The sequence below is a fragment of the Serratia sp. EC4 genome (assembly GCF_059652115.1).
On sequence record NZ_JBNIDE010000003.1, the window covers coordinates 422,598 to 446,038 of the forward strand.

The following is a 23,441-nucleotide window of genomic DNA, read 5'->3' on the forward strand; positions in this document are numbered from 1 at the left end:
GCCATAAGCCGAGGGATTTTAAATTCACCTTGTTAATCTTACATATCCATAATAATTCTGTTGTTCCGTTTGGGGCCGCCGCGCCGCTGGTCTGGAACGCGGTTTACGTTTGGATGTATGAGGGGGAGTAGTCCACGGCGACCTCATGATCACCATCTGATGACTGCCAATCTTCCCGCCCCTGAGCTGGTCGGTTTTCCGACCAATTTTCTCCGATGCGCACGGGCGTCTCGCTGTTAGCCCCCGTCCCGGAATCGCTGAAGTCGTCCGGCTGGTTGGTTACCACCGGGTTGAAAACGCGCATTTGGTCATAGGCCGACCCGTCTAGCACGTCGCTATGCGCCCACAGAAAACAGGGCAACAGCGGCGCCTCAAATGCGTCGAGAATGCGTTTTTGTCTGTTGGTTATCGTGACTTCACGAACACCGCAACCGGTGCCTTTCAGCGCCTGACGCAGCAACTTGCCGGCGAAACTGCCGGGCCCGTTCACTTCAACCACCACCTGCGGTATCTGGTACCGGATCACCAGTTCGCGGATCTGCACTACCTGGCCGCCGATGATTTTGTCGCGCTCGTTGAACTCGGCCAGATCGCCGATCAGCTCCTGGCACACGTGCCAGTACAGGTGCCCGCGTGCGTCGGTCAGCACCAACGATCTGCTGGCTGCCCCGCCACATCGAGGCGGTGCGGTTCGCGCACCGGGTTTCCTGCTGCACGTTGTACTCGCGGATACGCTCAGGATCGAGGCGGATTCTGCGTAGCAGTCCACCGTCGTTCTTGGCGGTTCAGCGAAAGTGATGCCCGTTGCCGTCAACTGGCAATCGACGCCCTCTGCGAGCAGGCGCGCGCCCTTATGGATGCCAACAAAAACATACTCCGGCCCGAACGTCAGTCTATAGCTGCGCACCGTCGCCTTTTTTCATCGATGCGGTGCTCTTTCTCGAAAAGCTTGATCGTCAGGCAGTCGGCGCCCGGACAGGTATCCGATTCGGCTTCCTTCAGCACGACGTCGGTTAACTTGTCACTCAGCACATTAAGGCGGGTTTTGTAATCGTTGTGCATAAAAAAGCCCCATGGTTGTCATGGGGCTATGATGTGGCGGGTGGTTGGTTTCCTGGCTATCGTAGAGACATCGAAATGTTAGATGCTCTTATGCCAGTTTTTGTGAAACTCGTTTTCCCAGATTCATCATTGGCTGCTCAATAAACTTAAACGTGCCCATTGATACAATTAGCGAGACAATTATTGATATAGGCACAAGCATTAAATATCCAAACCCAACATTAACTTCCAGCCTTACAAAAAGATATAGAGAGAAGTAAATAACCAACATATGAACCATATACACAGAATAAGAAACCTTGCCAATAATCTGCATGATTCTATTATCAAACAATTTTGTTATGAGATTCCCACGTTCACTCTTCATACTTATCAGAACAGCAAAGAATGTCGCAAACCATATTACATAGCCGATGCAATCCTTCTTTAGCAACAACACCGATGACACAACAACAAAGAAAGAAATAACCTTAAGCTTAGCCAGAGTAATAATCGGGAAAATATCACGATAAAAGAAAAATGAAATAAACCCCATCAAGAAAGCAGCCATGCTTCCACCAGCAAACGCTTTATTATGAAGTACCTTGCTCAAAAGAATCATGGCGACCAGGAAAGATAACGCAAGTAAAAACGCCCTGTTAGAAGAGGATGTCATTAACTTACTAAAAAAAACAAACAACATAGGAGCAATCAGATAGAACTGCCACTCAACGGAAGCGCTCCAAGCCTGGCCTACGATTGTTGTGCCAGCAAGTGGCAATACCCTCTCAGGAATTATCCCCTGGAGCAGGAAAAGATGCGGAATGAGATGAGAAAACTGGTTACTTAGATAGGTATCCACCTGATAAATTCTATGCTCCGTTGATGGTGAGAACGGAGCAATAGTTAATATATCCCTGTAGAAATACATGCTCGAGATTGATGCGGCCAGAACCACCAGATATATAGGGAAAAGCCTCATCCATCTTTGAGTTATATATTTCTTATAAGACACCTTGCTTTTATTTAATAGGTTAAAAATAACAAACCCGCTGAGAACTATAAAAACGTCAACTGCAAAATCATTCAACAACGTGATGGGTATTACTTTGTTCATTGTGGGAATGGCTTCATACGCGTGTCCTGCAACAACCCACAAAGCCATTAACCCTCTAAGCCCATCCAACTCTTTGATGTGTTTCATTTTTAAAAATGTCAACCGCAACAATCCTAAAGGTTTGCGAATTTTACATTTCTTTTGTAAAGATATCCATCAAAATGTTACTTCATGCCAGGGTCTACCTGATTAATAAGCGAAGCTATTCAGAACAGGTTATTGCCTGGTAAAAACGTGCAGGCATTGTGTATAACACGATCCCCGGCGTCGCCGTTCAGCACGCCGGGGATGACGTCAGTCAGCGTACCCAACAGGCCGACCATGCCACCCGATGCCTTTTCCGCTATGTTGTTGTATTCCATCAGTGGCCCGAGAATACCCGACCGATACAGACCTTCGAGCACCAGGTTTTGAGGCGTCATCTCCACCTCTTTGCCGTTGGCCGGCTGTTTCAATGCATACGTCATGGCGCTGGCTTATCTTTGCTGCCCCGGCAAGGCGATCTTCTGACTCTGTCGAAATCTCAGCTGTTGCCGAAGGGGATTTTTATCAAGCAGGGAAAAACAGGCAAGAAACAGATCAAGGCATGACAGGCCGGCTTAAAGCGGCGATTGATCTCGCCGCCAGCCTGCCGCTAAAGGATGGTGTAGTGAGCATGTACGTTCTACAGCAGCCTCGGGGGCACCGGTATACGAGGGATGCCGCTGGCAGGCCAGCCAGTGAGCGATCTGCCGCCGAGCTCCCAGAGCTGAGTTTTGATTTCACTTTCCATGCTCTTAAAGCCAACGGCATTTCTGATCTGGAAGGCTCACTCACCGAGAAGCAGGCGATTTCAGGGCACAAGAGCATCAGCCAAACAGCAAGATACGACAGAAAAACCAAGATTGTGCCGGTGGTCGGCGGACAGCAATTATTCAGTGCGCGCGCATAGAGTAAAATTGATGTTAGGAATGGGAGTGCAAAAACAAAAAAACCGCCTCTCGGCGGTCTACGACATTACTACTTATTGCTTTGATTATTCGGTATTTTCGTTCCCTGGTACCCGGGGCGGGACTTGAACCCGCACAGCCATAAGCCGAGGGATTTTAAATCCCTTGTGTCTACCGATTTCACCACCCGGGCTCGGGAAAGTTGGAGGCGCGTTCCGGAGTCGAACCGGACTGGACGGATTTGCAATCCGCTACATAACCGCTTTGTTAACGCGCCTTTATTCTGTTTGCCTTTTCAGGCCAAAGCCGGTGATTCACCCACTTCGTTTTGTTCTTTTTAACTGCGATGTTGAAATCGCATATCTTAATCATCTGATTCTTAAGTAATTTATTTCGTTACCGCCGAATCGATGGACTGCATTATGGACTAAACCCCCCACCTTGGCAACCCCCCGAAATAGCAAAAAGTTCTCTAACGCTTTCAACTGCTTATTTTGTGGGCGCACTGTTCACAATGCCAACGGAAAGACAAGCGGAATGTTGATTTTATATGCATCGGCTCGAGGATTCACGGGCAAATCGGATCTTTTTTCTCGACATGAATCGCTTACGCACCTCTCCCCGGCTTTTCACCCGCTTATAGATGATGGGATATCATGCAAAACATCATCATGGGAGACATCGCGCAATCTCCACCGCCCTGAACGGCCAACGTAACTGCAAAGCTGGAGACTGACGTCAGGCTTTCCAGCGCACGATGGGTCGGCATCAATCCCCCACAAAGCACCGGCAGACGCCCAATCAAATGTGCCTGTTTTCGCTGTTCAACGGGGCATCCTACGGCAGGAAAACGACAGGAGAGATAGGGACAATAGTCGATGCAGGAAGATGCAGACAGGTTTCGCCGGACGGCAAAGGAATAGAAAACGAAAAAAGGGGCCGAAGCCCCTTTCTCTTACCTGCCGAATCGCGGGGATTCAACAGGCCAATATTTGGAGCGGGAAACGAGGCTCGAACTCGCGACCTCAACCTTGGCAAGGTTGCGCTCTACCAACTGAGCTATTCCCGCATTACCAGAACTGACTGATTTCTTTGCCATCTTTCGGCAATTCATCGTTGTCGTCTGATGCGATGCATTCTACTTACCTGACGTGATGAGTCAATAAAATTGTTGGCTCACCACGATCGTTTGCCGATTTTTGCAGCGTATCGATCACGGTTCCAGCAGATCGTTGCGTGCCGCGTTCAAATATTGGAACATCGACCAGAAAGTCAGCACCGCTGCGATATACAATAAGCCAATCGCCACATACTCTACGGAGCGATCCGGCCGCCACAGCAAGCCCACCAGTGACATCATCTGCGCCATGGTTTTCACTTTGCCTATCCAGGACACCGCCACGCTGCTGCGTTTGCCAATTTCCGCCATCCACTCGCGCAGCGACGAAATGATGATTTCACGGGCGATCATGGTGGCCGCCGGCAGCGTGATCCACCAGCTGTGGTAGTGTTCCGCCACCAGCACCAGCGCCACCGCCACCATCACTTTATCCGCGACCGGATCCAAAAACGCTCCGAAGCGTGTCGTTTGTTTCCAGCGACGTGCCAGGAAGCCGTCAAACCAGTCGGTGACGGCGGCAAACACAAAGATAACGGCGCAAACCATCGGAGCCCAGTTGAACGGCAGATAAAACGCCAGCACAAAGAATGGGATCAGAACTACGCGAAACAGGGTAAGCCAAGTCGGTATATTCAATTGCATAATGCTACGGTAACTATCTGGCTAGAGTGGAAATTAAGAGTATGTTGCTACATTGCCCTCAGTGTTTCAATGCATTGTAGATCTTTTCTGCCAATGCTTGTGAAATACCCGGCACTTTTGCAATTTCCTCCACGCTGGCGTTCAACAAAGGTTGCAGTCCGCCCATATACTTCAACAGCACCTGGCGCCGTTTCGGCCCTACGCCTTCAATCAGCTCCAATGCGCTGGTATTTCTGACTTTCGCCCTTCTCTGCCGGTGACCGGTAATGGCATGATTGTGCGAATCGTCGCGGATGTGTTGGATCACATGCAGCGCCGGCGAATCCGGCGGCAGAGAAATCCCTTCACCTTCCGGGACGAAGAACAACGTTTCCAACCCTGCCTTGCGGTCGGCACCTTTGGCGATGCCGATCAGCAGCGGCTTATTCTTGTCCCAGGTAACATTCAGCGATTTGAATACGTCGATCGCCATGCCGAGCTGCCCTTTACCGCCGTCGATAAAGATGACATCCGGGATCTTTTTCTCTTCCAGCGCTTTGCCGTAACGGCGCTTCAGCACTTGCGTCATCGCCGCGTAGTCATCGCCAGGAGTGATGCCGCTGATATTGTAACGCCGATACTCCGCTCGCACGGGGCCGTTTCCGTCGAACACCACGCACGAAGCCACGGTCTGCTCACCCATGGTATGGCTGATATCGAAGCACTCCATACGGTTGATTTCCGTCAGGTTCAGCACTTTGGCCAACTCCGCCAGCCGCTGATGGATCGTCGACTGTTGCGACAGCTTGGTGGTCAACGCCGTTGCCGCGTTGGTGCGCGCCAGTTTCAGATAACGGGCGCGATCGCCGCGCGGTTTGCTTTGGATTTGGATCTTGCGCCCCGCCAACTCGGAAAGCGATTCCGCAAGCAGGTCTTTTTCCGGCAGGCTGAAATCCAGCAGGATCTCGCCGGGCAGCGTACGCGCCTGGCTGCCTTGCAGATAGAACTGGCCGACAAAGGTCTGCACCACCTCGCCCATATCCGTGCCGCCCGGCACTTTAGGGAAATAGCTGCGGCTGCCCAGCACCTTGCCCTGACGGATGAACAGCACATGCAGGCACGCCATACCGGCATCGAACGCCACGCCGATCACGTCCAGATCGTCGCTGTCGCCCGACACGAACTGCCGTTCGGTGACGCGGCGCACGGCCTGAATTTGATCGCGAATGCGCGCCGCCTCTTCGAAATTAAGCAGTTTGCTGGCTTCTTCCATACGCTCAATCAGCTGGTGCAATACCTGCTGATCTTTGCCAGAAAGAAACAGCCGCACGTAGTCCACCTGCTGCCGGTACTCTTCTTCGCTCACCAGGCCGGCAACACAAGGCCCCAGACAGCGGCCGATCTGATACTGCAGGCACGGACGCGAACGGTTGCGATACACGCTGTTTTCGCACTGGCGGATTGGGAACAGCTTCTGCAGCAGCGCCAGCGTTTCGCGCACGGCGTAAGAGTTGGGGAAAGGCCCGAAGTATTCGCCTTTGGCGTGTTTGGCGCCGCGATGCACCGCCAAACGGGGATGGGTATCCGCACTGAGAAAAATCAGCGGATAAGATTTATCGTCTCGCAAAAGAACATTATATCGCGGTTGGTACAATTTAATGTAGTTATGTTCCAACAACAGCGCTTCTGTCTCAGTATGGGTAACCGTTACGTCTATTTGCGCGATATTTTTAACCAGCGTCTCGGTTTTACGGCTGCTGACCTGCTGCCGAAAATAGCTGGCGAGACGCTTTTTCAGGTCTTTGGCTTTACCGACGTAGATCACCGTACCCGTGGCGTCGTACATACGGTAGACGCCGGGCTGGCTGGTGACGGTACTCAGGAAGGCTTTGGCATCAAAACGGTCATTCACTGCTTAACAACGTCTCCGCATTGAACAATCCATGTCGGATGGCCAGGTGAGTCAATTCGACGTCGCCGCTGATATTCAGTTTGCTGAACATGCGGTAACGGTAGCTGTTCACCGTTTTCGGGCTGAGACTCAGTTGCTCCGAGATCTCATTCACTTTTTTGCCTTTGGTGATCATCAACATGATCTGTAACTCGCGTTCAGACAAGCAGCTGAACGGCGTTTCAGCCTGCGGTTCCAACTGACTCAGGGCCATCTGCTGGGCGATATCAGACGCGATATAGCGCTGCCCGGCATGCACGGAACGCAAGGCGTTAATCACTTCCTGCGGCGCGGCGCCCTTGCTCAGGTAACCGGCGGCACCCGCCTGCATCACCTTCGCGGGCAAAGGATTTTCAGTATGGATGGTCAACATGATGACTTTGACGTCGGGTGCATAACGCACAATCTTGCGCGTGGCTTCCAGCCCGCCAATGCCCGGCATATTCATGTCCATCAGCACGATATCGACAGCGTTGCCACGGCACCATTTTACGGCGTCTTCACCGCACTGAGCCTCACCGACAACTTTTATACCTTTGATATCTTCAAGAATGCGTCGTATCCCTGCGCGCACCAGTTCGTGGTCATCAACAAGAAGAACGCTAATCAAGGAAAAATCTCCAAAAAAAGGGAGTAACGCAATCGGCCTCTGTTTTCGCCAGAGATATTACTTGTTTTTCAGACAAGAATGAACACAGATTAATACATACTTCCGAATAACTTTGCGGAGCAGAGCTGATTTTTCAATTTTAGCCGTCTATGCCGCCGATAAATCGTCATGTCGGAAAAGATCGGGCGACGAAAATAATTTCGTCGCGCTGCGTCTGACACAGGATAGCGCGACAATCATGCCGCGAGGGAGAAATCTGTGTAAGCAATCACGACATGAATAATATTAACACGGCTGTTGGCTGTTTGTAATCATTTGATATTTAAAGGCGTAACAAAATCCGCGGCTAACGCGGGTCTGGCAACCCACGGTGGAAACTATTATTCCCGGCAAACGCCGGTAAAATCGGCGCCTCCGCCCCCAATAATTATAATAACCTCGATTGTTCAACAATAACGTACCGGAAAAATACTTGTTAACCACCTCGAAATAACTTGCCGAGAGTAGATGATTCAGACAGGCAATGAGCGAACGTTGCCCACTTGCGTGACCTGAGCAAGCCCGGTGCAGATGGCAGACTCATGCTATGCTATACTCCGCGCCCAGTTAAATTCGCCGCCGCGCCAGGGGCTAATTTTTAGCCCGCGCGCGGTGCGCCAAAGCAGCTTGTATCAGGCTACGGCCTCAAAAAATCAGGAGAGAAAATGAGCAACGTTGATTTCACTACGTCTGCAAACCCGGAAATCTTGGCGACCGAAGTTGCCTGCCTCAAAGCTACGCTGACGCTGATCTTGAAGTCGATCGGCCAGGCCGACGCCGGGAAAGTCATCATCAACATGGAACGTTTCATCGCGCAGATTGAAGATCCGACCCAGGCAGAAATCTTCAAGAACAGCATTCAGCAAATCAAGCACGCTTACCGTCAGTAAGCGTTGCGCCCCAGACCCGCACTTCTTGTGGGTCTGCTTTTCACCACTCTACGCCACACCCCATTGATCTTGCACGTGCTTTCGGGCAGTGTGTTGACTTTCTCCCCCACACCCGAGACCGTTATGGGCATCATTGTCAAAGCGCTGATCGGCGCGCTGGTCGTGGTTCTGATCGGCCTGTTGGCCAAAACGCGCAACTATTATATCGCCGGTTTAGTCCCGCTCTTTCCCACTTTCGCCCTGATTGCGCATTACATTGTCGGCAGCGAACGTTCAATTGCGGCACTGAAAACGACGCTGATTTTCGGCATGTGGGCGGTATTGCCCTATCTGGTGTATTTGATTTCGCTGTATTTCCTGATTAACAGTCTGCGGCTGTCGTTAGCGCTGGGTGCGGCGGTACTGTGCTGGATTGCGGCGGCGTGGCTATTAATTACGCTGTGGGGATGGTGGCAAGGGCATTAACGCCCTTGCCTGAGCTGTTACGGCCGCCCTGCCTGCAACACGAAGCCTCGCTGCCGATCGCCGGCGATGCGCAGATAGCGGCTTTCACCGGCGCGCAGCGTCATCGGCACGCTGCCGCTGGTTTCACGCCAAATACATAGAGAGTTCTCGATCATATCTTGCCCGATACTGACCGAAATATTGCCTGGCGGCACGCGAAACTCTGCTTTTTCTTTCGCCTCGAGTGAAGCGGCAAACTCCCCATTCACATAGACGCCGGTACGGCAGCTGCCCGCCAGCATGCCGCTGTCGCGCACCACGACCACCGTAGCGTAAGGCGTATCCGGGATATTCTGATAGAGCATCAGACGGCTTGGGGGGGGCAACTCAGCCTGTTGCGGCGGTACGGCTTGAGTCGCACACCCCGTCAGCAGTGCAGAGGCAAATAACAACGCGGCGTAATGCTTCATCCTTGGCTCCTGAAGAAAATAATGCTTATCGTAACAAGAGAATAGCTGTCTCCAGTAGCATTCATACCGCAGAGACGAAAAAATCGGATAACTTCCCACTCCTCTCACGAACCTGCAGGGATAAGAAGATTCTGCATTAAAGCCATTGAAATAAAGGCGATTCTTGCAGATTTAAAACTTGATCATGCCACGTTGGATATCTGCCGCAAAAGCACCACTGACGTAACTGAAACCATCCTGCGTGACATAAACCCGGGTATGACCGGTCTCTGATAACACCGCCACCATATATCCCAGGCTGATCATTTCATGGGACGGAACGTTCATCGGGGTTAGAAATCCGCGCCCACGGCACCACTGATAAAAGCGGGTTCGCCCATATCCCAACACGGCGCCAACATCGGAGAGGTGCTTAAAAGTATCATAATCCTCTGATGGTGAAGGTAAACCGTCATGACTTTCAGGCGTTTTCTTTATCCCAGACAAAATAAACTCCTTTTTTTGACTCTGTCGCCTACGGTTATCCTTCCTCTAAAATGAATTTAAAAAATCCAAATTTAAAATGCAAATGAATTCCCTGTAACTAAAAATCCTTCCCCAGAAAAAACCTGAAAACAAAACCCCAATAAAAAAACAGAAATAAAAAAATACGGTATTAATACCGAGCATTAAATCCTTGGCATGGGTAAATATCCTAAATAAAAATAATATTCATACCCGATAAGAAAATGCTTAGCTTGCATATTATTTCCCTCATCAAAACGATGCAATTGCGGTCGGCTCATTGCGGCATAAAGAGAATGAATAAAATCAATGCCACATCGTCCAGCCCTCGTCGTGATGTCGCGGATCCTTACAGACTGCCCTCAATGCACCACATCCTCTCTCAACGCGGCACTTCCTCAATCACACCTAAACAATAACCATTATCATTTCCAATTGTTCCGCCAGTTTATTACACTTTCCTACCTCGTCAGTTAGGAACATTCCTAGGCTGCGAGCCTCAGGATAGAGAAAGAGTTAGGGACACCATGAAGAATTGCCGTTGTTTGATTGTTTTTCCGTTATTGATGTTGACCGCCTGCACCCAATGGGAGAGGCCTGGCGCGGTTGAGAGTACCCGGAACGCCGAATATGCCGAATGCCGCAGCCGCGGATACGATCGCTTCCCCCCGGACGTGGTGCGGGACGTGGAGTTCAGCTACGAAAACAAATACATTCCTTGCGAGAAGAATAAGAAAGACTGTCCATCGGGATACCGCTACGACAAGGAACCGTCGATTAAAACAGTGCAGACCGATCGCAATCAGTCCGCCCGAGACGCCACCATCGAAGCCTGTATGTACGGCAAAGGCTGGCGGGAGAAAACCTACTATTGGCCGCAATGGTGATGTGGCGGCGTTTGCCTGAGGCGAAATGCCCGCAACCCCATTCAACCGTCGTCATCACATCGGCTCAGCCCCAGCGCAACCAGCGTTTCCGTCCTGACCGGCGTTAAAGGCACACGCGGCGACGGTAAAGGCCAGCTCAAAAGCTGCCTCGCCGCCGTTGCGCAGACTTTACCCTGGCATGCCCCCATGCCACAGCGGCTGCTCATCTTCGCCGTGTTCCAATCCGGCTGATGGCGTACCTGTTCCAACGTAACGTCTTCGCAGCGGCACAGTAACGTTTGCGGATTGGCCAGCGAATTCAAGCGCTCATCGAGCGCAAAAGCGGCCGCTATCGCCGTGGCGAAACGCCGCCACCGCCGCCGCTGCGCCGCCAGGCGCTCTGCCTTTTCCCGCTGCCCGGTGGCGGCATAACCGGCAATGGCGCCTTCGGTGAGCGCCAATTCACTGCCGCCGACGCCGGTACACTCCCCGGCGGCATAAATTTGCGCTTGGCAGGTTTGCTGCCAATGATTCACCGCCACGGCGTCGTGTTCTATCCGACACCCCAGCAGCATCGCCAACTCAATGTTCGCCACCAGACCAAAACCGCAGGCCAACCTGTCGCAGGCGATCGTTCTTTCCCGCCCGCCGTTATTGACACGCACCGAGGTTAAACGGTCTTGCCCCAACGCCGCCAGCACCCGGCTGTCGGCACGATAACGATGCGGCATCAGAGAAAACGCCTGACGCAGTTTGGCCGGCCAGCGCCACAAGCCGCCGGCAAACGCCGCCAACCGCCAAAGCGGCGCCTGCTCCGCCAACATGACCACCTCTCCGCCGGCCTGTTTCACGCTGTCGGCCACCGCCAACAGCAGCGGACCACTGCCGGCTATCACCACTCGCTCGCCGCGGATCGCCAATCCCTGCTTGATTTGCGCCTGTAGCCCACCGGCACCGGTCACCCCCGGCAGCGTCCAGCCGGGAAACGGCAACAACAGTTCACGCGCGCCATTGCATAAAATCAGCTTTTGATAGCGAATCACGCCGCAGCCTTCGGCGTCTTCATATGCCAATCGGTTAGCGCCACACTGCGCCACCAGCTTGCAGCCGGACTGCCGTGCAATATTTTCCCGCGCCGCCACCGCCTGCCGATAGCGGTTCGCCGTTTCAGGCAACGTCGCCTGCGGTCCATCGCGCCAGATTTGCCCGCCGGGATGCGGATTATCATCAATCATTCGCACCTGGCCACCACTTTCCGCAGCGGCCAGCGCCGCCGCCATGCCGGCCGGCCCAGCGCCGACGATCAGCACCTCACAGTCGAAGTTACTCATCATCGTTCCTCTCTATGCGCATGCCGGCTTGGCACAGCGTTTGGCACGCCAGGCGACGCAGACCGTTAATGGTCACCCGGCACTCCTGACAAACGCCCATGCCGCAAAAGGGAGCGCGCGGTTGGTGTGAAACAGATAACCGACAACGATCGTCGCCGCACAGGCTGAGCGCCGCAGCAACGCTGAGACCAACCGGCACCTGTCGGTGTTCTCCATCGATGCTCAACGCGATCGTATTTTGTCTTTCATTCATACAGGCAACTCCTCGGCGGCAAACGCCCGCGCAGCCAAATACGGGGAATCGTCAATCTCCGGCGTTTGCCGGCCAATCTGCGCAGTAATCAGCGCAGCGCTGCCGAGTGCAGTCGTGACGCCCAATCCCTCATGCCCCAGAGCCAGCCACAGCCAGGAATGCCGCGGATGCACGCCCAACAGCGGCAGCCCGTCGGCAGAGGCGGCGCGCAACCCTGTCCAGCAGCGAATGATGTTCATCTGCGCCAGTGCGGGCAAGAAATGCTGCACACGCGTAAGCATTGCCGCCAACAGCGGCATGTCCAACGCCGAATCGACGGCGTCGAACTGGCGGGAAGAGCCGATCAGCCATTGTCCGGTGGGCCGCGCCTGCACATTGAAAGCCACCGACGTGCCGTTGCTGGCATGCGCGCTGGCGCCATACCCCAGCTCCACCAGTTGATGCCGCACCCGCGGCGGGTAGCGATCGGTGATCGCCAGTTGGCCCTTCTTGGCGTGAAGCAAAGTCTGTGGCAATAGGTTATTGGCCCTAAGGCCGCAGGCCAGGACCACCACCGGCGCGACCAGACGTCTGCCGTCCGCCAGCCGCACGGCTTCCTCCTCCAACGCTGTCGCTTCACCATGCACCACGTCAATTGCCGCACCACCGTCGGCCAACAGCCAGCGAGCCGCGAGCGGCGCATACACAATGCCGTCGCCCGGCACCCGCAGTCCACCGGCCAGGCCGTGCCGCAGCATCGGCTCCATGACGGCGATCTGCTCTGCCGCCAGCAGTTCCGCGGCCACGCCCTGCTCCGCCAGCCGCGCCCGCTTTTGCTCGGCGATGGCCATTTCATCCGCTTGATCCGCCAACCACAGCGTACCGCAGCCGCGCCAGGCGCAGGCTTCCGGCATGCGCCCCGTCACTTCGCGCCACAACCGCAGCGAATAAGCGCTTAACGCCAGCTCGGCAGGATTATCGTCCATGCAAACCAGGTGCCCCATACCGGCTGCGGTGGCGCCGGCGCGGCGGTCGTCCACCACCGAGACACGATACCCTTCCCGCGCCAGCCGCCAGGCGCAAGCGGCGCCGATGATACCGGCGCCGACCACGATGACATCGGCTCCCCGCTCGGCGCCCATCAGCGTATTCCCCAGACGAAGGGATCGCGTTCGTCGAGCAACAGTTGGCTATCGGCGCACACATAGGCCTGCCCGCGAATAAAGGGGGCAATGCGATCGCCGTTCCAACGATAATAGGCCTGGAATTCGCTGCCGATCACGCTGGCCTGCCGCCACTGCGTGTCCGGCGGCAGTTTGCCGTCCGCCGCCAGACACGCTAGTTTGGCGCTGGTGCCGGTACCGCACGGGGAACGGTCATAGGCTTTGCCGGGACACAGCACGAAGCTGCGGCTGTCGGCCTGCGGATCGTCACCGAACAGTTCGATATGGTCTATCGCGCCGCCGTCTTCACCGCGGATGCCCGCCTGTTCCAACGTCTGCCGCACCGCCCAGGTGAATGCGGTCAACGCCTCCAGATTGTGTTTATCGATGAGCAACGGTGACTCGCCGATCAGGAAGAACCAGTTGCCCCCCCAGGCGATGTCGCCCGTCACCGGCCCGTGACCGGCAACCTCAATCCGCACCTGGCGGCGGTAACGATAAGCCGCCACATTCTCCACCGTGACGCTGCCGTCATCATGCAGCGTGGCGCTTACCGGGCCGACCGGGGTCTCGATCAGATGGCGCCCGGCGTGGATGCGCCCCAGATGAGCCAGCGAAGCGATCAGCCCGATGGTGCCGTGCCCGCACATGCCCAGATAGCCGCTGTTGTTAAAGAATATCACCCCGGCGGTGGCCTGTGGCGAGCAGGGGCGGCACAGCAACGCCCCCACCAGCACGTCATTGCCACGCGGTTCGAGCATCACCGCGCAGCGCCAATCGTCATAATGTTGTGCGAAACGCGCCCGCCGTTCCGCCATGCTGCCCTCGCCAAGATCGGGAAAACCTTCCACGATCAGGCGGGTCGGCTCTCCGCCGGTATGAGAATCGATCGCCCGCAAAGCGGTGATATGCGCAGAAAGTGCCATCGGCGTCTCCTGGGTTAATGAGATGTTACCAATGGCATTAGCCTGAACGAATGTGAGCATGACGGCTTGATGCGTTTCGGCGCAGCGAATGAAGAAATCAGCACAGTGACAAAAGTCGGGACTGACGCGCCGCGGGAATGAACTTAACGATTGTCATAATAATAACTTATTTATCATATTGTTATTTCCATGCTAAACCCTTGCCTAGCGAGAAACGCCGCAGTTTTCAAGCAACCGCCAAACACCGTCCGGCAAAAGTATGCGGCAATCCGCATATTTGGCAGCCCGCCGGAAATAGCGCTTGCTTCGTTACAAAAAAGTTAATATTGATGCGAAAGCGCCAACCTGGCCCGCCTGTTTTTCCGGCTAACGACCGAAAAGGGACTGCTATGCGATCCACTTCAGACTACCCGCCTCCGGTTTCTCTCTCGCCGCCTTCGCTAGTGGGGCTGCCGGAGCAGGAGGACGTTTTTGCCGTCGAACATCTGTCGCGCCTGTGCGACGGACTGGCGCAGCAGCGCCCGAACAACCTGCGCGATCTGCTGAATACGCTGGCGCTGATCGCGCCGTTGCTGAACGCGATTCCCAACGTCGTGTTCTTTATCAAAGACGCCCAGGCGCGCTACCTGCTGGCCAACCTGACGCTGGCCAGGCGCTGCGGTTTCAAAACCGTCACGCCGCTGCTGGGTAAAACCTCCGCCGACGTTTTTCCCGCTCAGCTCGGATCCGGCTATACCGAGCAGGATCTGCGGGTATTGCGCCACGGCGTGCTGATCCAGGATCAGCTGGAAATGCACCTGTACAACGGCCGAGAAACCGGCTGGTGTCTGACGCAAAAGCTGGCGCTGTATGACGCGCAGGGAAAAATCATCGGTATGGCGGGTATTTCTCACGATCTGCAGGAGGCCAGAGCCAATCACCCGGCCTACCAGCGGCTGGCGGCGATCGACGTGCATATCCGCCGCCACTACGCCCGACCGATCGCGCTTGAAGAGCTGACGGCGCTGACCGGGTTATCGGTGGCGCAGATCGAACGCTACTGCAAACGTATCTTCCACCTCACCCCGCGCCAGATGATCCACAAAGTGCGGCTGGAAAAGGCCACGGAACTCCTGGCCGGCGATCTGCAGATCACGGACATCGCGCTGCAGTGCGGCTATACCGATCACAGCGCCTTCAGCCGTCAGTTCAAAGCGATGACCGGTTCCACGCCGCGCGATTTTCGCCTGACGCTTTCCGCTTAACGCGCTGATTTACCCCGTTAACCCTCTCTTCTCACGGCGTACCGGCGCCCGATTTTTCACGCCCGCTTTCCGCCGCTATTGTGCCAATTTCGTCGCGGCAATCGGCGAAAAGCGTCAAGCCTCCCTGCGCAATACCGGTCAATCTGTCGGTGAGCCTTACCAAAGATTCACTTTTCATTAACACTTTCGGACGACAGGACAACACGATGAGCCATAAAACCATAAGCTGGAGCGGCGTATTCCCGGCGGTGACGACCCAATTTCGCAACGATTTCTCTCTGGATCTCGACGCCACCCATACGGTGATCAAAAACCTGGTGCGCGACGGCGTCTCCGGCCTGGTGGTGTGCGGCACCGTCGGTGAAAATACTTCGATGACGGTGCAGGAAAAACTGGCGGTGATCGAAGTGGCGAAAGACGCCGCCGACGGTAAAGTGCCGGTGATCGCCGGCATCGCCGAATTCACCACCGCCTTCGCGCAGAACATGGCGCGCGAAGCGCAAAAGGCTGGCGTCGACGGGATTATGGTGATGCCGGCGCTGGTCTACTCCGCCAAACCGCACGAAACCGCCGCGCACTTCCGCAGCGTCGCTGGCGCGACCGATCTGCCGATAATGGTCTACAACAACCCTCCCATTTACAAAAATGACGTCACGCCCGACATTCTGACCTCGCTGGTCGACTGCGAGAACATCGTGTGCTTCAAAGACTCGTCGGGCGATACCCGCCGCTTTATCGACCTGCGCAATGAAGTCGGCGATCGCTTCGTGCTGTTCGCCGGGTTGGACGATGTGGTGCTGGAAAGCATCGCCGTCGGCGCGCAAGGCTGGATCTCCGGCATGTCCAATGCCTTCCCGCGCGAAGGGGAAACCCTGTTCCGGCTGGCGAAGGAAAAACGCTATGAGGAAGCGTTGGCGCTATACAGCTGGTTTATGCCGCTACTGCACCTCGATGCCCGCCCCGATCTGGTGCAGTGCATCAAACTCTGCGAACAGCGGGTCGGCCGCGGCAGCGCTGTCACTCGCCCTCCGCGCCTGGCGCTGCAGGGAGAAACGCTCACCGAGATCAACGCCGTGATCGATAAAGCGCTGGCCACCCGCCCTGCGCTGCCGAACGTCGGCCTGTGACGCCTTCATCGCCCGGCCATGCCGGGCGTCATGCTTTATCTACCGGGGGAAACGATGCCCAACGATCGCTACGCCGCCATCAGCGGCCAACAATTTATCGGCGACCAGCGCCGCGCCGAAGGGGAAGCGTCGCTGTTTAGCCTGCGCGCCGACGACGGTCAGCCAACCGGCTACCGCTTCCACCAGGCCACGGCGGCAGAAACCGCCGCCGCCGCAGAAGCCGCTGCCACGGCCTTTGCGCCCTATTCGCAACTCAGCGCCGAGCAACGCGCGAACTTTTTGGACACCATCGCCGAGGAGCTAGATGCCTTGGACGAAACCTTCTTCGCCCTCGCCACACAGGAAACGGCCCTGCCGCCGGCGCGCTTGAGCGGCGAACGCGCCAGAACCAGCGGCCAGATGCGGCTGTTCGCCACGCTGCTGCGGCGCGGCGACGTCGAGGGTGTGCGTATCGACTGCGCGCTGCCGCAGCGCTCCCCCCTGCCGCGCCCCGATCTGCGCCAATACCGCACGGCGCTCGGCCCGGTGGCGGTATTCGGCGCCAGCAACTTCCCGCTGGCGTTTTCCACCGCGGGCGGTGATACCGCCGCCGCGCTCGCCGCCGGCTGCCCGGTCGTGTTCAAGGCGCACAGCGGCCATATGATCACCGCCGAGCTGACCGCTCAGGCGATCGAGCGCGCTCGGGAACGCACAAGGATGCCCGCCGGCGTCTTCAACATGATCTTCGGCAACCGCGTGGGGGCTGATTTGGTACAACATCCGGCGATTCAGGCAGTGGGATTCACCGGCTCGCTGCAAGGCGGCCGAGCGCTGTTCGATCTGGCGATGCAACGCCCTCAACCTATCCCGGTCTTTGCAGAAATGTCGAGCATCAATCCGGTAGTGATCCTGCCCAAGGCGTTGGCGCGGCGCGGGCAGCACATTGCGCAGGAGCTGGTCTCTTCCTTCACACTCGGCTGCGGTCAGTTCTGCACCAAGCCCGGCGTGATCGTCGCGCTGCGCGGCGCCGCCTTGGATCGGTTAACCGAAACGATGAGTGCCCTGGTCAACGCCGCCGAGCCGCAGCCGATGCTGAATGCCGGCACCCTGGAGCACTACCGTCACGGGCTGGCGGCCCTTGATGCCCACCCGGGTATGCGGCGGCTGGCAGGCCGAAGCGAAACGCCCGCTCTTCGGGCGGCGGCGCAGCTTTATCAGGCGGAGGAGGCGCTGTTGCTGCAGGTTGACCCGCTGCTGCAACAAGAGGTCTTCGGCCCGGTCAGCATCCTGGTGGCGGTGGATAATGAAATGCAGCTGCATGCGGCGCTAACGGCATTGCAAGGCCAGTTGACCGCCACGCTGCTGGCGGACGACGACGATCTCGATGTGGCCGCCGGTTTGACGACACTGTTGGCGCGCAAAGCCGGTCGGGTGCTGTTCAACGGGTATCCGACCGGGGTGGAAGTGTGCGACGCCATGGTGCACGGCGGCCCTTACCCGGCGACCAGCGACGCACGCGGCACCTCGGTAGGCACGCTGGCCATCGAGCGTTTCCTGCGGCCGGTCTGTTTGCAAAACACCCCTGCGGCGCTGTTGCCGCCGGCGCTGCAGGACGCCAACCCGCTCAACCTGCTGCGACTGGTTAACGGCGTTTACACCCGAGATCCCCTGGTTTCACCTGCCCAACATTAGCCCGGCCGCATCTGCCTGCCACTCAATAACAAAAGGGTAATACCATGACAACCCAAGGCAAATTCAAGAAGCAGCTTACGCTCACCGATCTGACGTTCATCGGTCTGGGCGCCATCTTCGGCTCCGGTTGGCTGTTCGCCGCCAGCCATGTCTCCTCCATCGCCGGCCCGGCCGGCATTTATTCCTGGCTGATCGGCGGCCTGGCGGTGCTGCTGCTCGGCATCGTCTACTGCGAGCTGGGCGCCGCCTTGCCGCGCGCCGGCGGCATCATTCGCTATCCGGTATTCTCGCACGGCGAACTGATGGGTTATCTGCTGGGGTTTATCACGCTGATCGCCTTCTCCAGCCTGATCGCCATCGAAGTCGTCGCCGCCCGGCAGTACGCCGCCGCCTGGTTCCCGTTCCTCAGCCAGCCGGGTTCCGGCGATCCAACAGCGATCGGCTGGCTGGTGCAGCTGGCGCTGCTGTGCTTTTTCTTCGCGCTCAACTATTACAGCGTCAAAACCTTCGCCAAATCCAATAACCTGATCAGCGTGCTGAAGTTTCTGGTGCCGCTGTTGGTGATCGTGGTGTTGTTCAGCTTTTTCAAACCGGAAAACCTGCACAGCCAGGGCTTTGCTCCCTTCGGTTCCGCCGGCGTTGAGGCCGCCATTTCCGCCGGCGGCATCATCTTCGCCTACCTCGGCTTGACACCGATCATTTCGGTCGCCAGCGAGGTGCAACGGCCGCAGCGCACCATTCCCATCGCGCTGATCCTGTCGGTAGTGCTGTCCACCATCATCTATGTGCTGCTGCAGATAGCGTTTCTCGGCAGTATCCCCAGCGAGATGCTGAGCGGCGGCTGGGCCGGCATCAGCCAACAGTTCTCCCTGCCGTTCCGCGACATCGCCATCACGCTGGGCATGGGGTGGCTGGCGTTTCTGGTGGTCAGCGACGCGATCGTTTCGCCGAGCGGCACCGGCAATATCTATATGAACGCCACGCCTCGCGTGATCTACGGTTGGGCGCGCGCCGGCACCTTCTTCAAACTGTTCACCCGGGTCGATGGCGAGTCAGGTATTCCCCGCCCGGCGCTGTGGCTGACCTTCGCTCTCTCGGTATTCTGGACGCTGCCGTTCCCATCCTGGGAAAAACTGATCGGCGTGGTATCCACCGCACTGGTGCTGAGCTACGCCATCGCCCCGGTGACCGCCGCCGGGCTGCGGCGCAATGCGCCCGATATGCCGCGTCCGTTCCGGGTCCGCGGTTTCTGCGTGCTCGGCCCGCTGTCGTTTATCATTTCGGCGCTGATCGTCTTCTGGTCCGGCTGGGATACCGTCTCCTGGCTGCTCGGCTTGCAGATCCTGATGTTCTTCATCTACATCCTGTTCAAGAATCAGGTGCCGACCCACGCCGTTAGCCTCCGACAGCAAATTTGGTCCTCGCTGTGGCTGATCGTCTTCTATGCGCTGGTGATCGGGCTTTCCTACCTCAGCAGCTTCGGCGGCATCGGCGCTATTGCTCATCCATGGGACACCCTCACCATGGCGGTGATTGCGCTGGCGATTTACTACTGGGGCGCCTATACCTGTTTACCCCAGGCCAATTTTATCGGCGATGAAGAAGAATGACCCCAGGGAGGACATCGAAATGACATCCATGCATGTGCTGTCGCTGGAACAGGCTTATCAACTGGCGTTGCGTACGCTGCGCAACAACGGTTTCAATCAGGCGCATGCCGAAGCGGTGGCGCAAAATGTCACTCAGGGCGAACGCGACGGCTGCGCTTCTCACGGGCTGTACCGGCTGTTGGGCTGCGTGCGATCGCTGCGGGCAGGCAAGGTTTCTGCCGATGCGATGCCCAGGTTGCTCGACCAGGCGCCGGCTATCTTGCGCGCCGACGCCGGCGGCGCGTTCTCCCTGCTGGCCTACCGCACCGCCCTGCCGGCCTTTATCGAGAAAGTGCGCGCCAACGGCCTCGCCGCGCTGGCGATCAACCGCTGCGTGCATTTCTCCGCGCTGTGGGCCGATATCGAACCGCTGACCGAGCAGGGGTTGGTGGCCTTGGCCTGCACGCCCAGCCACGCCTGGGTGACGCCGGCCGGCGGTTCGCGACCGCTCTTCGGCACCAACCCCATCGCCTTCGGCTGGCCGCGTCCGGATCGGCCGCCATTTTTGTTCGACATGGCCACCAGCGCGGCGGCGCGCGGCGAAATCGAATTACACCGCCGCGCTGGCACCCCGCTGCCTGAAGGCTGGGGCATTGATAAGGCAGGCAATCCGTCCACCGATGCCGCCAGCGTGTTGGAGGGCGCGATGCTGACCTTCGGCGGGCATAAGGGCTCGGCGCTGGCGGCGATGGTTGAATTGCTGGCAGGGCCGCTGATCGGCGATATGACCAGCAAGGAATCGCTGGCCTATGACGATGGCACCGGTTCGTCGCCTTACGGCGGTGAGCTGGTCATCGCGTTGGATCCCGAGCGTTTTCTCGGTGCGGATAAGGCGAAATATTTCGCCGGAGCGGAGGCGATGTTTGCCGATATGCAGGCGCAAGGCGCCCGCATCCCCGGCGAACGCCGTTATCGGCAACGGCGCCAGAGCGAGCAATACGGCGTGGAAATCCCCAAGGCGTTGTACGACGACATAGTGGCGCTGTGCGATTAACGCTGGATTAATGCCCCGCGCCGGCAACCCGGCGCGGGGAGAAGCTTATCCAGCCTGAGCCAGGTCGCTGTGCAGGCGTTTGCGCCACACCGGTTTGGTGTCCCAGCGGGCGAAGTGTTTCGCCTCTTTACCCGGCTGCACCTGATGCCACATGTCTTCTTGCCACCGGATCGGTTCCTTTCCTCGCAACGTTGGGCGGGTCTGTTTAATCGTCCGTTGCAAGACGTCTGCTTCTTCCGCAGTAATGGGCGGCGCCTGTCTGGCGGCGTCCAGCGCACGGCTTCCCAGCGGCGCCATCACCTGATACAACACGTTGACCTGCTGCAGCGTCGCTTGCTGATTAGTGCTCATGCCCTTACCCGACCAACCGTCGAAGTTTTCACCGGGATCGTCCCCCTGCGCGCGATACTCATTACCTGGCCCCTCGACGATATTCCATCCTTGCCAGGTCACCAGAGTGTGTAATCCATCGCGATCCTGCAGGTTCTTATTCTGGATCTGTTTGAGCACCGCGGCGCGGTTTGGCACACCGATCAGATTCATAAACTCGTCCAGCGCGTTCCAATGCTGCCCCGCCACCAGACCATTCCAGACATTACGCAAACAGTTCCAGGGAATGGTGTGATGCCAGGTCAGCGTGATAAGCGGTTTGGTTGACGCATGTTGCCAACGGCTCGGTTCACTGCCCCGATCGCCTCTGATAATCCCATCGACTTCTAATGGCATAGCTGCCCCTCTTCTGGCTGAAATGAAAAATATGCGCAAGGCCGGTGGCCCGGTTGGCATAAAAACGTCAGCTAAAATCGTAGCAGTTCAGACTGGGATGGCAATAAAACGCAAAGCACGCTCTGCAGCCGGCCGGTAACCGCAGAACGTGCCCGAAAATGGTGAGTTTAAGATAGATTATCTGACCACCATCACCGAAATATTGGCATGGCGAACGATAGCGGCGGCGTTGGACCCCAGCAGATAGGTTTTCACGCTCGGGCGACGCGAACCGATGATGATCAGATCGGCGTCGATCTCTTCCGCCAGTTCCAACACCTGATCGCGTGCAGAACCGAAGCTGACGGTGTAATTGAGGCGATCCAACGGCAGATCGATTTCCGACATGATTTTCTTCAGTCTATCCACCGCCTTCACCTCCGCCTGATTCTCAAACTCCTTGAGACCAAACGAATAGGCAGTAACAAACGCCGAAGCATCCGGCAGCGCATGGAAGAAATGCACTTTAGCGCCGGACATCTTCGCCAAATATTCCACATGCTTCAGCGCATGCTCGGTCAACAGGTCCTCTTCAATATCGATCGGCACTAAAATAGTCTTGTACATATCACGTCCTTTCTATGTAAACCGGGTGCCAACAGAATACTGCCGCGCACGGGCGCGGTGAATCGCTTTATCACGCTTTTGTGATCGGGGGGTAAATACTGATAAGGATAGTTTTTAATTTAACAAAATATAAACATTACACCGATAACGGATAGGCGCTTAATTATTTATTACTCGAGATTAAATCAGCTGTAAATAAACCGCTTTGGCGGTAGCGGCGGTCTTATTGGCGACAGAAAGTTTTTTAATCGAGTTGCCGATGTGGAAATTGACCGTGCGCTCACTCACCCCCATCAACAACGCGATCTCTTCCGCCGTTTTCCCTTCGCTGCACCAGCGTAAAATGTCTTTTTCGCGCAGCGTCAGCACATCTTTTATCGCGTCATCATTCACCGATATCAAGGCCTCCCGCAGCGTTTTATGGGCGGTTTGCGCCAGCCAAAGGAAAAAAGTTTCATTTGCCGCACGCACTTGCGGCGTTTGCTCGGGTAGCGCTTTACCGGCAAACGTCAGGATCCCCAACCTGCCATAGCAATCCTTGACCGACTGCGACCAACCGGCGCACAGGCCGAATTGCGCCATACGCCGCCAAAGCGTCGGCCGCTCATGATAAAAGCTTTCGTCCCACTGGAACTGCAGCGTGGAATGGTGAGCACGCTCAATAACCGGATCCTGCAAATACACCCGCTGCCGCCGATAATCTTCGAGATAGTTCGTTGAAATATTCCCTTCGATCAGCATCTTGGGGCTGCTGGCCGGATAACAGGAAAACACGATGTAAGAGAAATAATCAAACCCCAACGCCTCGGCGCAGGGCCCCAGCTGCGTCAGAAAGCATTCGCGATCGGCCAGGCTGCCAATCACCTCCGCCATGAGCCGTTGAGTGCGGGTATCCATAACGCAGGTTCTCCAGATAGCGATGTCGATTTATCGATAGGTCAGGTTCACTATAGAATATCGCCGCCCGGCGCCAGTAGCCGTTTCATATAATAAAAAATACCAACGCTATAACGAAAACAGCTATTCCCCTTTAAATAAGCCTTTTTATTGCGCCGAACAGGAAAACTACGCGAATAGCATACTCTCCTCGGCACGTAAACCTGTCATTTCTACCGTTAGACAGCCAGGACACCACCAATTACTTTCCAGACAGGCACCCAGTGCCGCCGT

Annotated in this window: 22 protein-coding genes, 3 tRNA genes and 3 pseudogenes; 9 read left to right on the plus strand and 19 right to left on the minus strand. The window is 56.4% G+C overall.

Annotation, left to right across the window (positions count from 1 at the left end):
• Positions 1–103: 103 nt before the first annotated feature.
• The 3 genes and pseudogenes from ACP39K_RS12325 to ACP39K_RS12335 form a co-directional block, all read right to left on the minus strand.
• Positions 104–999, minus strand: a pseudogene (locus tag ACP39K_RS12325) (phage terminase large subunit); the annotation flags it as partial.
• Between the two features lie 151 nt (positions 1,000–1,150).
• On the minus strand, positions 1,151–2,260 hold the full coding sequence (locus tag ACP39K_RS12330) for an acyltransferase family protein (protein ID WP_497008539.1): 1,110 nt from the start codon (positions 2,258–2,260) through the stop codon (positions 1,151–1,153).
• A 104-nt stretch (positions 2,261–2,364) separates the two neighbouring features.
• Positions 2,365–2,628: pseudogene (locus ACP39K_RS12335) on the minus strand (hypothetical protein); the annotation flags it as partial.
• On the opposite strand from ACP39K_RS12335, the pseudogene ACP39K_RS12340 reads away from it, so the two are divergent.
• Positions 2,624–3,089: pseudogene (locus ACP39K_RS12340) on the plus strand (site-specific integrase); the annotation flags it as partial. The pseudogenes ACP39K_RS12335 and ACP39K_RS12340 sit on opposite strands and share 5 nt — an antisense overlap.
• Before the next feature lie 105 nt (positions 3,090–3,194).
• On the opposite strand, the gene ACP39K_RS12345 reads toward ACP39K_RS12340, so the two are convergent.
• The 6 genes from ACP39K_RS12345 to uvrY form a co-directional block, all read right to left on the minus strand.
• A tRNA-Leu gene (locus ACP39K_RS12345) sits at positions 3,195–3,280 on the minus strand.
• A gap of 10 nt (positions 3,281–3,290) precedes the next feature.
• Positions 3,291–3,364 (minus strand) — tRNA-Cys (locus tag ACP39K_RS12350).
• Positions 3,365–4,080: 716 nt separating this feature from the next.
• A tRNA-Gly gene (locus ACP39K_RS12355) sits at positions 4,081–4,156 on the minus strand.
• A gap of 144 nt (positions 4,157–4,300) precedes the next feature.
• Positions 4,301–4,849: a CDP-diacylglycerol--glycerol-3-phosphate 3-phosphatidyltransferase gene (gene pgsA, locus ACP39K_RS12360; RefSeq protein ID WP_004927937.1), complete on the minus strand. Its 549-nt coding sequence runs from the start codon at positions 4,847–4,849 to the stop codon at positions 4,301–4,303.
• A gap of 58 nt (positions 4,850–4,907) precedes the next feature.
• Positions 4,908–6,740, minus strand: coding sequence for an excinuclease ABC subunit UvrC (gene uvrC, locus ACP39K_RS12365; protein WP_004927940.1), 1,833 nt, complete (start codon positions 6,738–6,740; stop codon positions 4,908–4,910).
• On the minus strand, positions 6,733–7,389 hold the full coding sequence (gene uvrY, locus ACP39K_RS12370) for a UvrY/SirA/GacA family response regulator transcription factor (protein WP_004927947.1): 657 nt from the start codon (positions 7,387–7,389) through the stop codon (positions 6,733–6,735). Before uvrY ends, uvrC begins: the two co-directional genes overlap by 8 nt.
• A gap of 704 nt (positions 7,390–8,093) precedes the next feature.
• Here uvrY and ACP39K_RS12375 point away from each other — a divergent pair.
• On the plus strand, positions 8,094–8,318 hold the full coding sequence (locus ACP39K_RS12375; RefSeq protein WP_004927950.1) for a DUF2594 family protein: 225 nt from the start codon (positions 8,094–8,096) through the stop codon (positions 8,316–8,318).
• A gap of 123 nt (positions 8,319–8,441) precedes the next feature.
• Positions 8,442–8,783 (plus strand): GlpM family protein, encoded by a 342-nt coding sequence (locus tag ACP39K_RS12380; protein ID WP_497008541.1) that lies wholly within the window; start codon positions 8,442–8,444, stop codon positions 8,781–8,783.
• 17 nt (positions 8,784–8,800) lie between these two features.
• Here the strand turns inward: ACP39K_RS12380 and ACP39K_RS12385 are convergent, their stop codons facing one another.
• On the minus strand, positions 8,801–9,232 hold the full coding sequence (locus ACP39K_RS12385) for a hypothetical protein (RefSeq protein ID WP_028128013.1): 432 nt from the start codon (positions 9,230–9,232) through the stop codon (positions 8,801–8,803).
• 171 nt (positions 9,233–9,403) lie between these two features.
• Entirely contained in the window at positions 9,404–9,718 is a 315-nt protein-coding gene (locus ACP39K_RS12390) for a hypothetical protein (protein ID WP_033633390.1), read from the minus strand.
• Between the two features lie 545 nt (positions 9,719–10,263).
• Between ACP39K_RS12390 and ACP39K_RS12395 the strand changes: the two genes are divergently transcribed.
• A complete protein-coding gene (locus ACP39K_RS12395) occupies positions 10,264–10,623 on the plus strand; it encodes a hypothetical protein (protein WP_448174848.1) in 360 nt (119 codons plus the stop codon).
• 41 nt (positions 10,624–10,664) lie between these two features.
• Here the strand turns inward: ACP39K_RS12395 and ACP39K_RS12400 are convergent, their stop codons facing one another.
• From ACP39K_RS12400 to ACP39K_RS12415, 4 genes are read right to left on the minus strand one after another with little or no spacing between them, the layout of a single operon-like run.
• Positions 10,665–11,933: an FAD-dependent oxidoreductase gene (locus tag ACP39K_RS12400; RefSeq protein WP_497008577.1), complete on the minus strand. Its 1,269-nt coding sequence runs from the start codon at positions 11,931–11,933 to the stop codon at positions 10,665–10,667.
• Positions 11,926–12,186 carry a (2Fe-2S)-binding protein gene (locus tag ACP39K_RS12405; protein ID WP_147826965.1) on the minus strand — a complete coding sequence of 87 codons (261 nt, stop codon included), beginning with the start codon at positions 12,184–12,186 and terminating at the stop codon, positions 11,926–11,928. The genes ACP39K_RS12400 and ACP39K_RS12405 overlap by 8 nt, the downstream gene beginning before the upstream one ends.
• Entirely contained in the window at positions 12,183–13,307 is a 1,125-nt protein-coding gene (locus ACP39K_RS12410) for an NAD(P)/FAD-dependent oxidoreductase (protein WP_497008542.1), read from the minus strand. Before ACP39K_RS12410 ends, ACP39K_RS12405 begins: the two co-directional genes overlap by 4 nt.
• Positions 13,307–14,254, minus strand: coding sequence for a 4-hydroxyproline epimerase (locus ACP39K_RS12415; RefSeq protein ID WP_033640768.1), 948 nt, complete (start codon positions 14,252–14,254; stop codon positions 13,307–13,309). The genes ACP39K_RS12410 and ACP39K_RS12415 overlap by 1 nt, the downstream gene beginning before the upstream one ends.
• A gap of 389 nt (positions 14,255–14,643) precedes the next feature.
• Between ACP39K_RS12415 and ACP39K_RS12420 the strand changes: the two genes are divergently transcribed.
• Entirely contained in the window at positions 14,644–15,498 is an 855-nt protein-coding gene (locus tag ACP39K_RS12420; RefSeq protein ID WP_497008543.1) for a helix-turn-helix domain-containing protein, read from the plus strand.
• Between the two features lie 31 nt (positions 15,499–15,529).
• Here the strand turns inward: ACP39K_RS12420 and ACP39K_RS12425 are convergent, their stop codons facing one another.
• Entirely contained in the window at positions 15,530–15,676 is a 147-nt protein-coding gene (locus ACP39K_RS12425) for a hypothetical protein (RefSeq protein ID WP_154213935.1), read from the minus strand.
• A 28-nt stretch (positions 15,677–15,704) separates the two neighbouring features.
• Between ACP39K_RS12425 and ACP39K_RS12430 the strand changes: the two genes are divergently transcribed.
• The 4 genes from ACP39K_RS12430 to ACP39K_RS12445 are packed head-to-tail and all read left to right on the plus strand — an operon-like array spanning position 15,705 to position 20,939.
• Positions 15,705–16,625, plus strand: a complete 921-nt coding sequence (locus ACP39K_RS12430; RefSeq protein ID WP_016928251.1) for a dihydrodipicolinate synthase family protein — start codon at positions 15,705–15,707, stop codon at positions 16,623–16,625.
• Positions 16,626–16,679: 54 nt separating this feature from the next.
• A complete protein-coding gene (locus tag ACP39K_RS12435; RefSeq protein ID WP_497008544.1) occupies positions 16,680–18,296 on the plus strand; it encodes an aldehyde dehydrogenase (NADP(+)) in 1,617 nt (538 codons plus the stop codon).
• A 44-nt stretch (positions 18,297–18,340) separates the two neighbouring features.
• Positions 18,341–19,906: an APC family permease gene (locus ACP39K_RS12440; RefSeq protein ID WP_497008545.1), complete on the plus strand. Its 1,566-nt coding sequence runs from the start codon at positions 18,341–18,343 to the stop codon at positions 19,904–19,906.
• A gap of 19 nt (positions 19,907–19,925) precedes the next feature.
• Positions 19,926–20,939 (plus strand): Ldh family oxidoreductase, encoded by a 1,014-nt coding sequence (locus ACP39K_RS12445; protein ID WP_033640770.1) that lies wholly within the window; start codon positions 19,926–19,928, stop codon positions 20,937–20,939.
• A 45-nt stretch (positions 20,940–20,984) separates the two neighbouring features.
• Here ACP39K_RS12445 and ACP39K_RS12450 read toward each other — a convergent pair whose 3' ends face one another.
• The 3 genes from ACP39K_RS12450 to ACP39K_RS12460 all read right to left on the minus strand — a co-directional run bounded on the left by ACP39K_RS12450 (position 20,985) and on the right by ACP39K_RS12460 (position 23,168).
• Positions 20,985–21,665: a hypothetical protein gene (locus tag ACP39K_RS12450; RefSeq protein ID WP_033640771.1), complete on the minus strand. Its 681-nt coding sequence runs from the start codon at positions 21,663–21,665 to the stop codon at positions 20,985–20,987.
• A 177-nt stretch (positions 21,666–21,842) separates the two neighbouring features.
• The gene (locus ACP39K_RS12455; RefSeq protein WP_004927993.1) at positions 21,843–22,271 is read right to left on the minus strand and encodes a universal stress protein; all 429 of its coding nucleotides are present in this window, start codon (positions 22,269–22,271) and stop codon (positions 21,843–21,845) included.
• 180 nt (positions 22,272–22,451) lie between these two features.
• On the minus strand, positions 22,452–23,168 hold the full coding sequence (locus ACP39K_RS12460; RefSeq protein ID WP_028128010.1) for a LuxR family transcriptional regulator: 717 nt from the start codon (positions 23,166–23,168) through the stop codon (positions 22,452–22,454).
• Positions 23,169–23,441 lie beyond the last annotated feature (273 nt).

Bases quoted from the DNA above. Each gene is read 5' to 3' on its own strand.
- ACP39K_RS12420 (WP_497008543.1), top strand. From the start codon at position 14,644: ATGCGATCCACTTCAGACTACCCGCCTCCGGTTTCTCTCTCGCCGCCT.
- pgsA (WP_004927937.1), bottom strand. From the start codon at position 4,849: ATGCAATTGAATATACCGACTTGGCTTACCCTGTTTCGCGTAGTTCTG.
- ACP39K_RS12455 (WP_004927993.1), bottom strand. From the start codon at position 22,271: ATGTACAAGACTATTTTAGTGCCGATCGATATTGAAGAGGACCTGTTG.
- ACP39K_RS12405 (WP_147826965.1), bottom strand. From the start codon at position 12,186: ATGAATGAAAGACAAAATACGATCGCGTTGAGCATCGATGGAGAACAC.
- ACP39K_RS12425 (WP_154213935.1), bottom strand. From the start codon at position 15,676: ATGAAAAGTGAATCTTTGGTAAGGCTCACCGACAGATTGACCGGTATT.
- ACP39K_RS12435 (WP_497008544.1), top strand. From the start codon at position 16,680: ATGCCCAACGATCGCTACGCCGCCATCAGCGGCCAACAATTTATCGGC.
- ACP39K_RS12415 (WP_033640768.1), bottom strand. From the start codon at position 14,254: ATGGCACTTTCTGCGCATATCACCGCTTTGCGGGCGATCGATTCTCAT.
- ACP39K_RS12430 (WP_016928251.1), top strand. From the start codon at position 15,705: ATGAGCCATAAAACCATAAGCTGGAGCGGCGTATTCCCGGCGGTGACG.
- ACP39K_RS12380 (WP_497008541.1), top strand. From the start codon at position 8,442: ATGGGCATCATTGTCAAAGCGCTGATCGGCGCGCTGGTCGTGGTTCTG.
- ACP39K_RS12395 (WP_448174848.1), top strand. From the start codon at position 10,264: ATGAAGAATTGCCGTTGTTTGATTGTTTTTCCGTTATTGATGTTGACC.
- ACP39K_RS12450 (WP_033640771.1), bottom strand. From the start codon at position 21,665: ATGCCATTAGAAGTCGATGGGATTATCAGAGGCGATCGGGGCAGTGAA.
- ACP39K_RS12440 (WP_497008545.1), top strand. From the start codon at position 18,341: ATGACAACCCAAGGCAAATTCAAGAAGCAGCTTACGCTCACCGATCTG.
- ACP39K_RS12445 (WP_033640770.1), top strand. From the start codon at position 19,926: ATGACATCCATGCATGTGCTGTCGCTGGAACAGGCTTATCAACTGGCG.
- ACP39K_RS12375 (WP_004927950.1), top strand. From the start codon at position 8,094: ATGAGCAACGTTGATTTCACTACGTCTGCAAACCCGGAAATCTTGGCG.
- ACP39K_RS12385 (WP_028128013.1), bottom strand. From the start codon at position 9,232: ATGAAGCATTACGCCGCGTTGTTATTTGCCTCTGCACTGCTGACGGGG.
- ACP39K_RS12410 (WP_497008542.1), bottom strand. From the start codon at position 13,307: ATGGGCGCCGAGCGGGGAGCCGATGTCATCGTGGTCGGCGCCGGTATC.
- ACP39K_RS12400 (WP_497008577.1), bottom strand. From the start codon at position 11,933: ATGAGTAACTTCGACTGTGAGGTGCTGATCGTCGGCGCTGGGCCGGCC.
- ACP39K_RS12460 (WP_028128010.1), bottom strand. From the start codon at position 23,168: ATGGATACCCGCACTCAACGGCTCATGGCGGAGGTGATTGGCAGCCTG.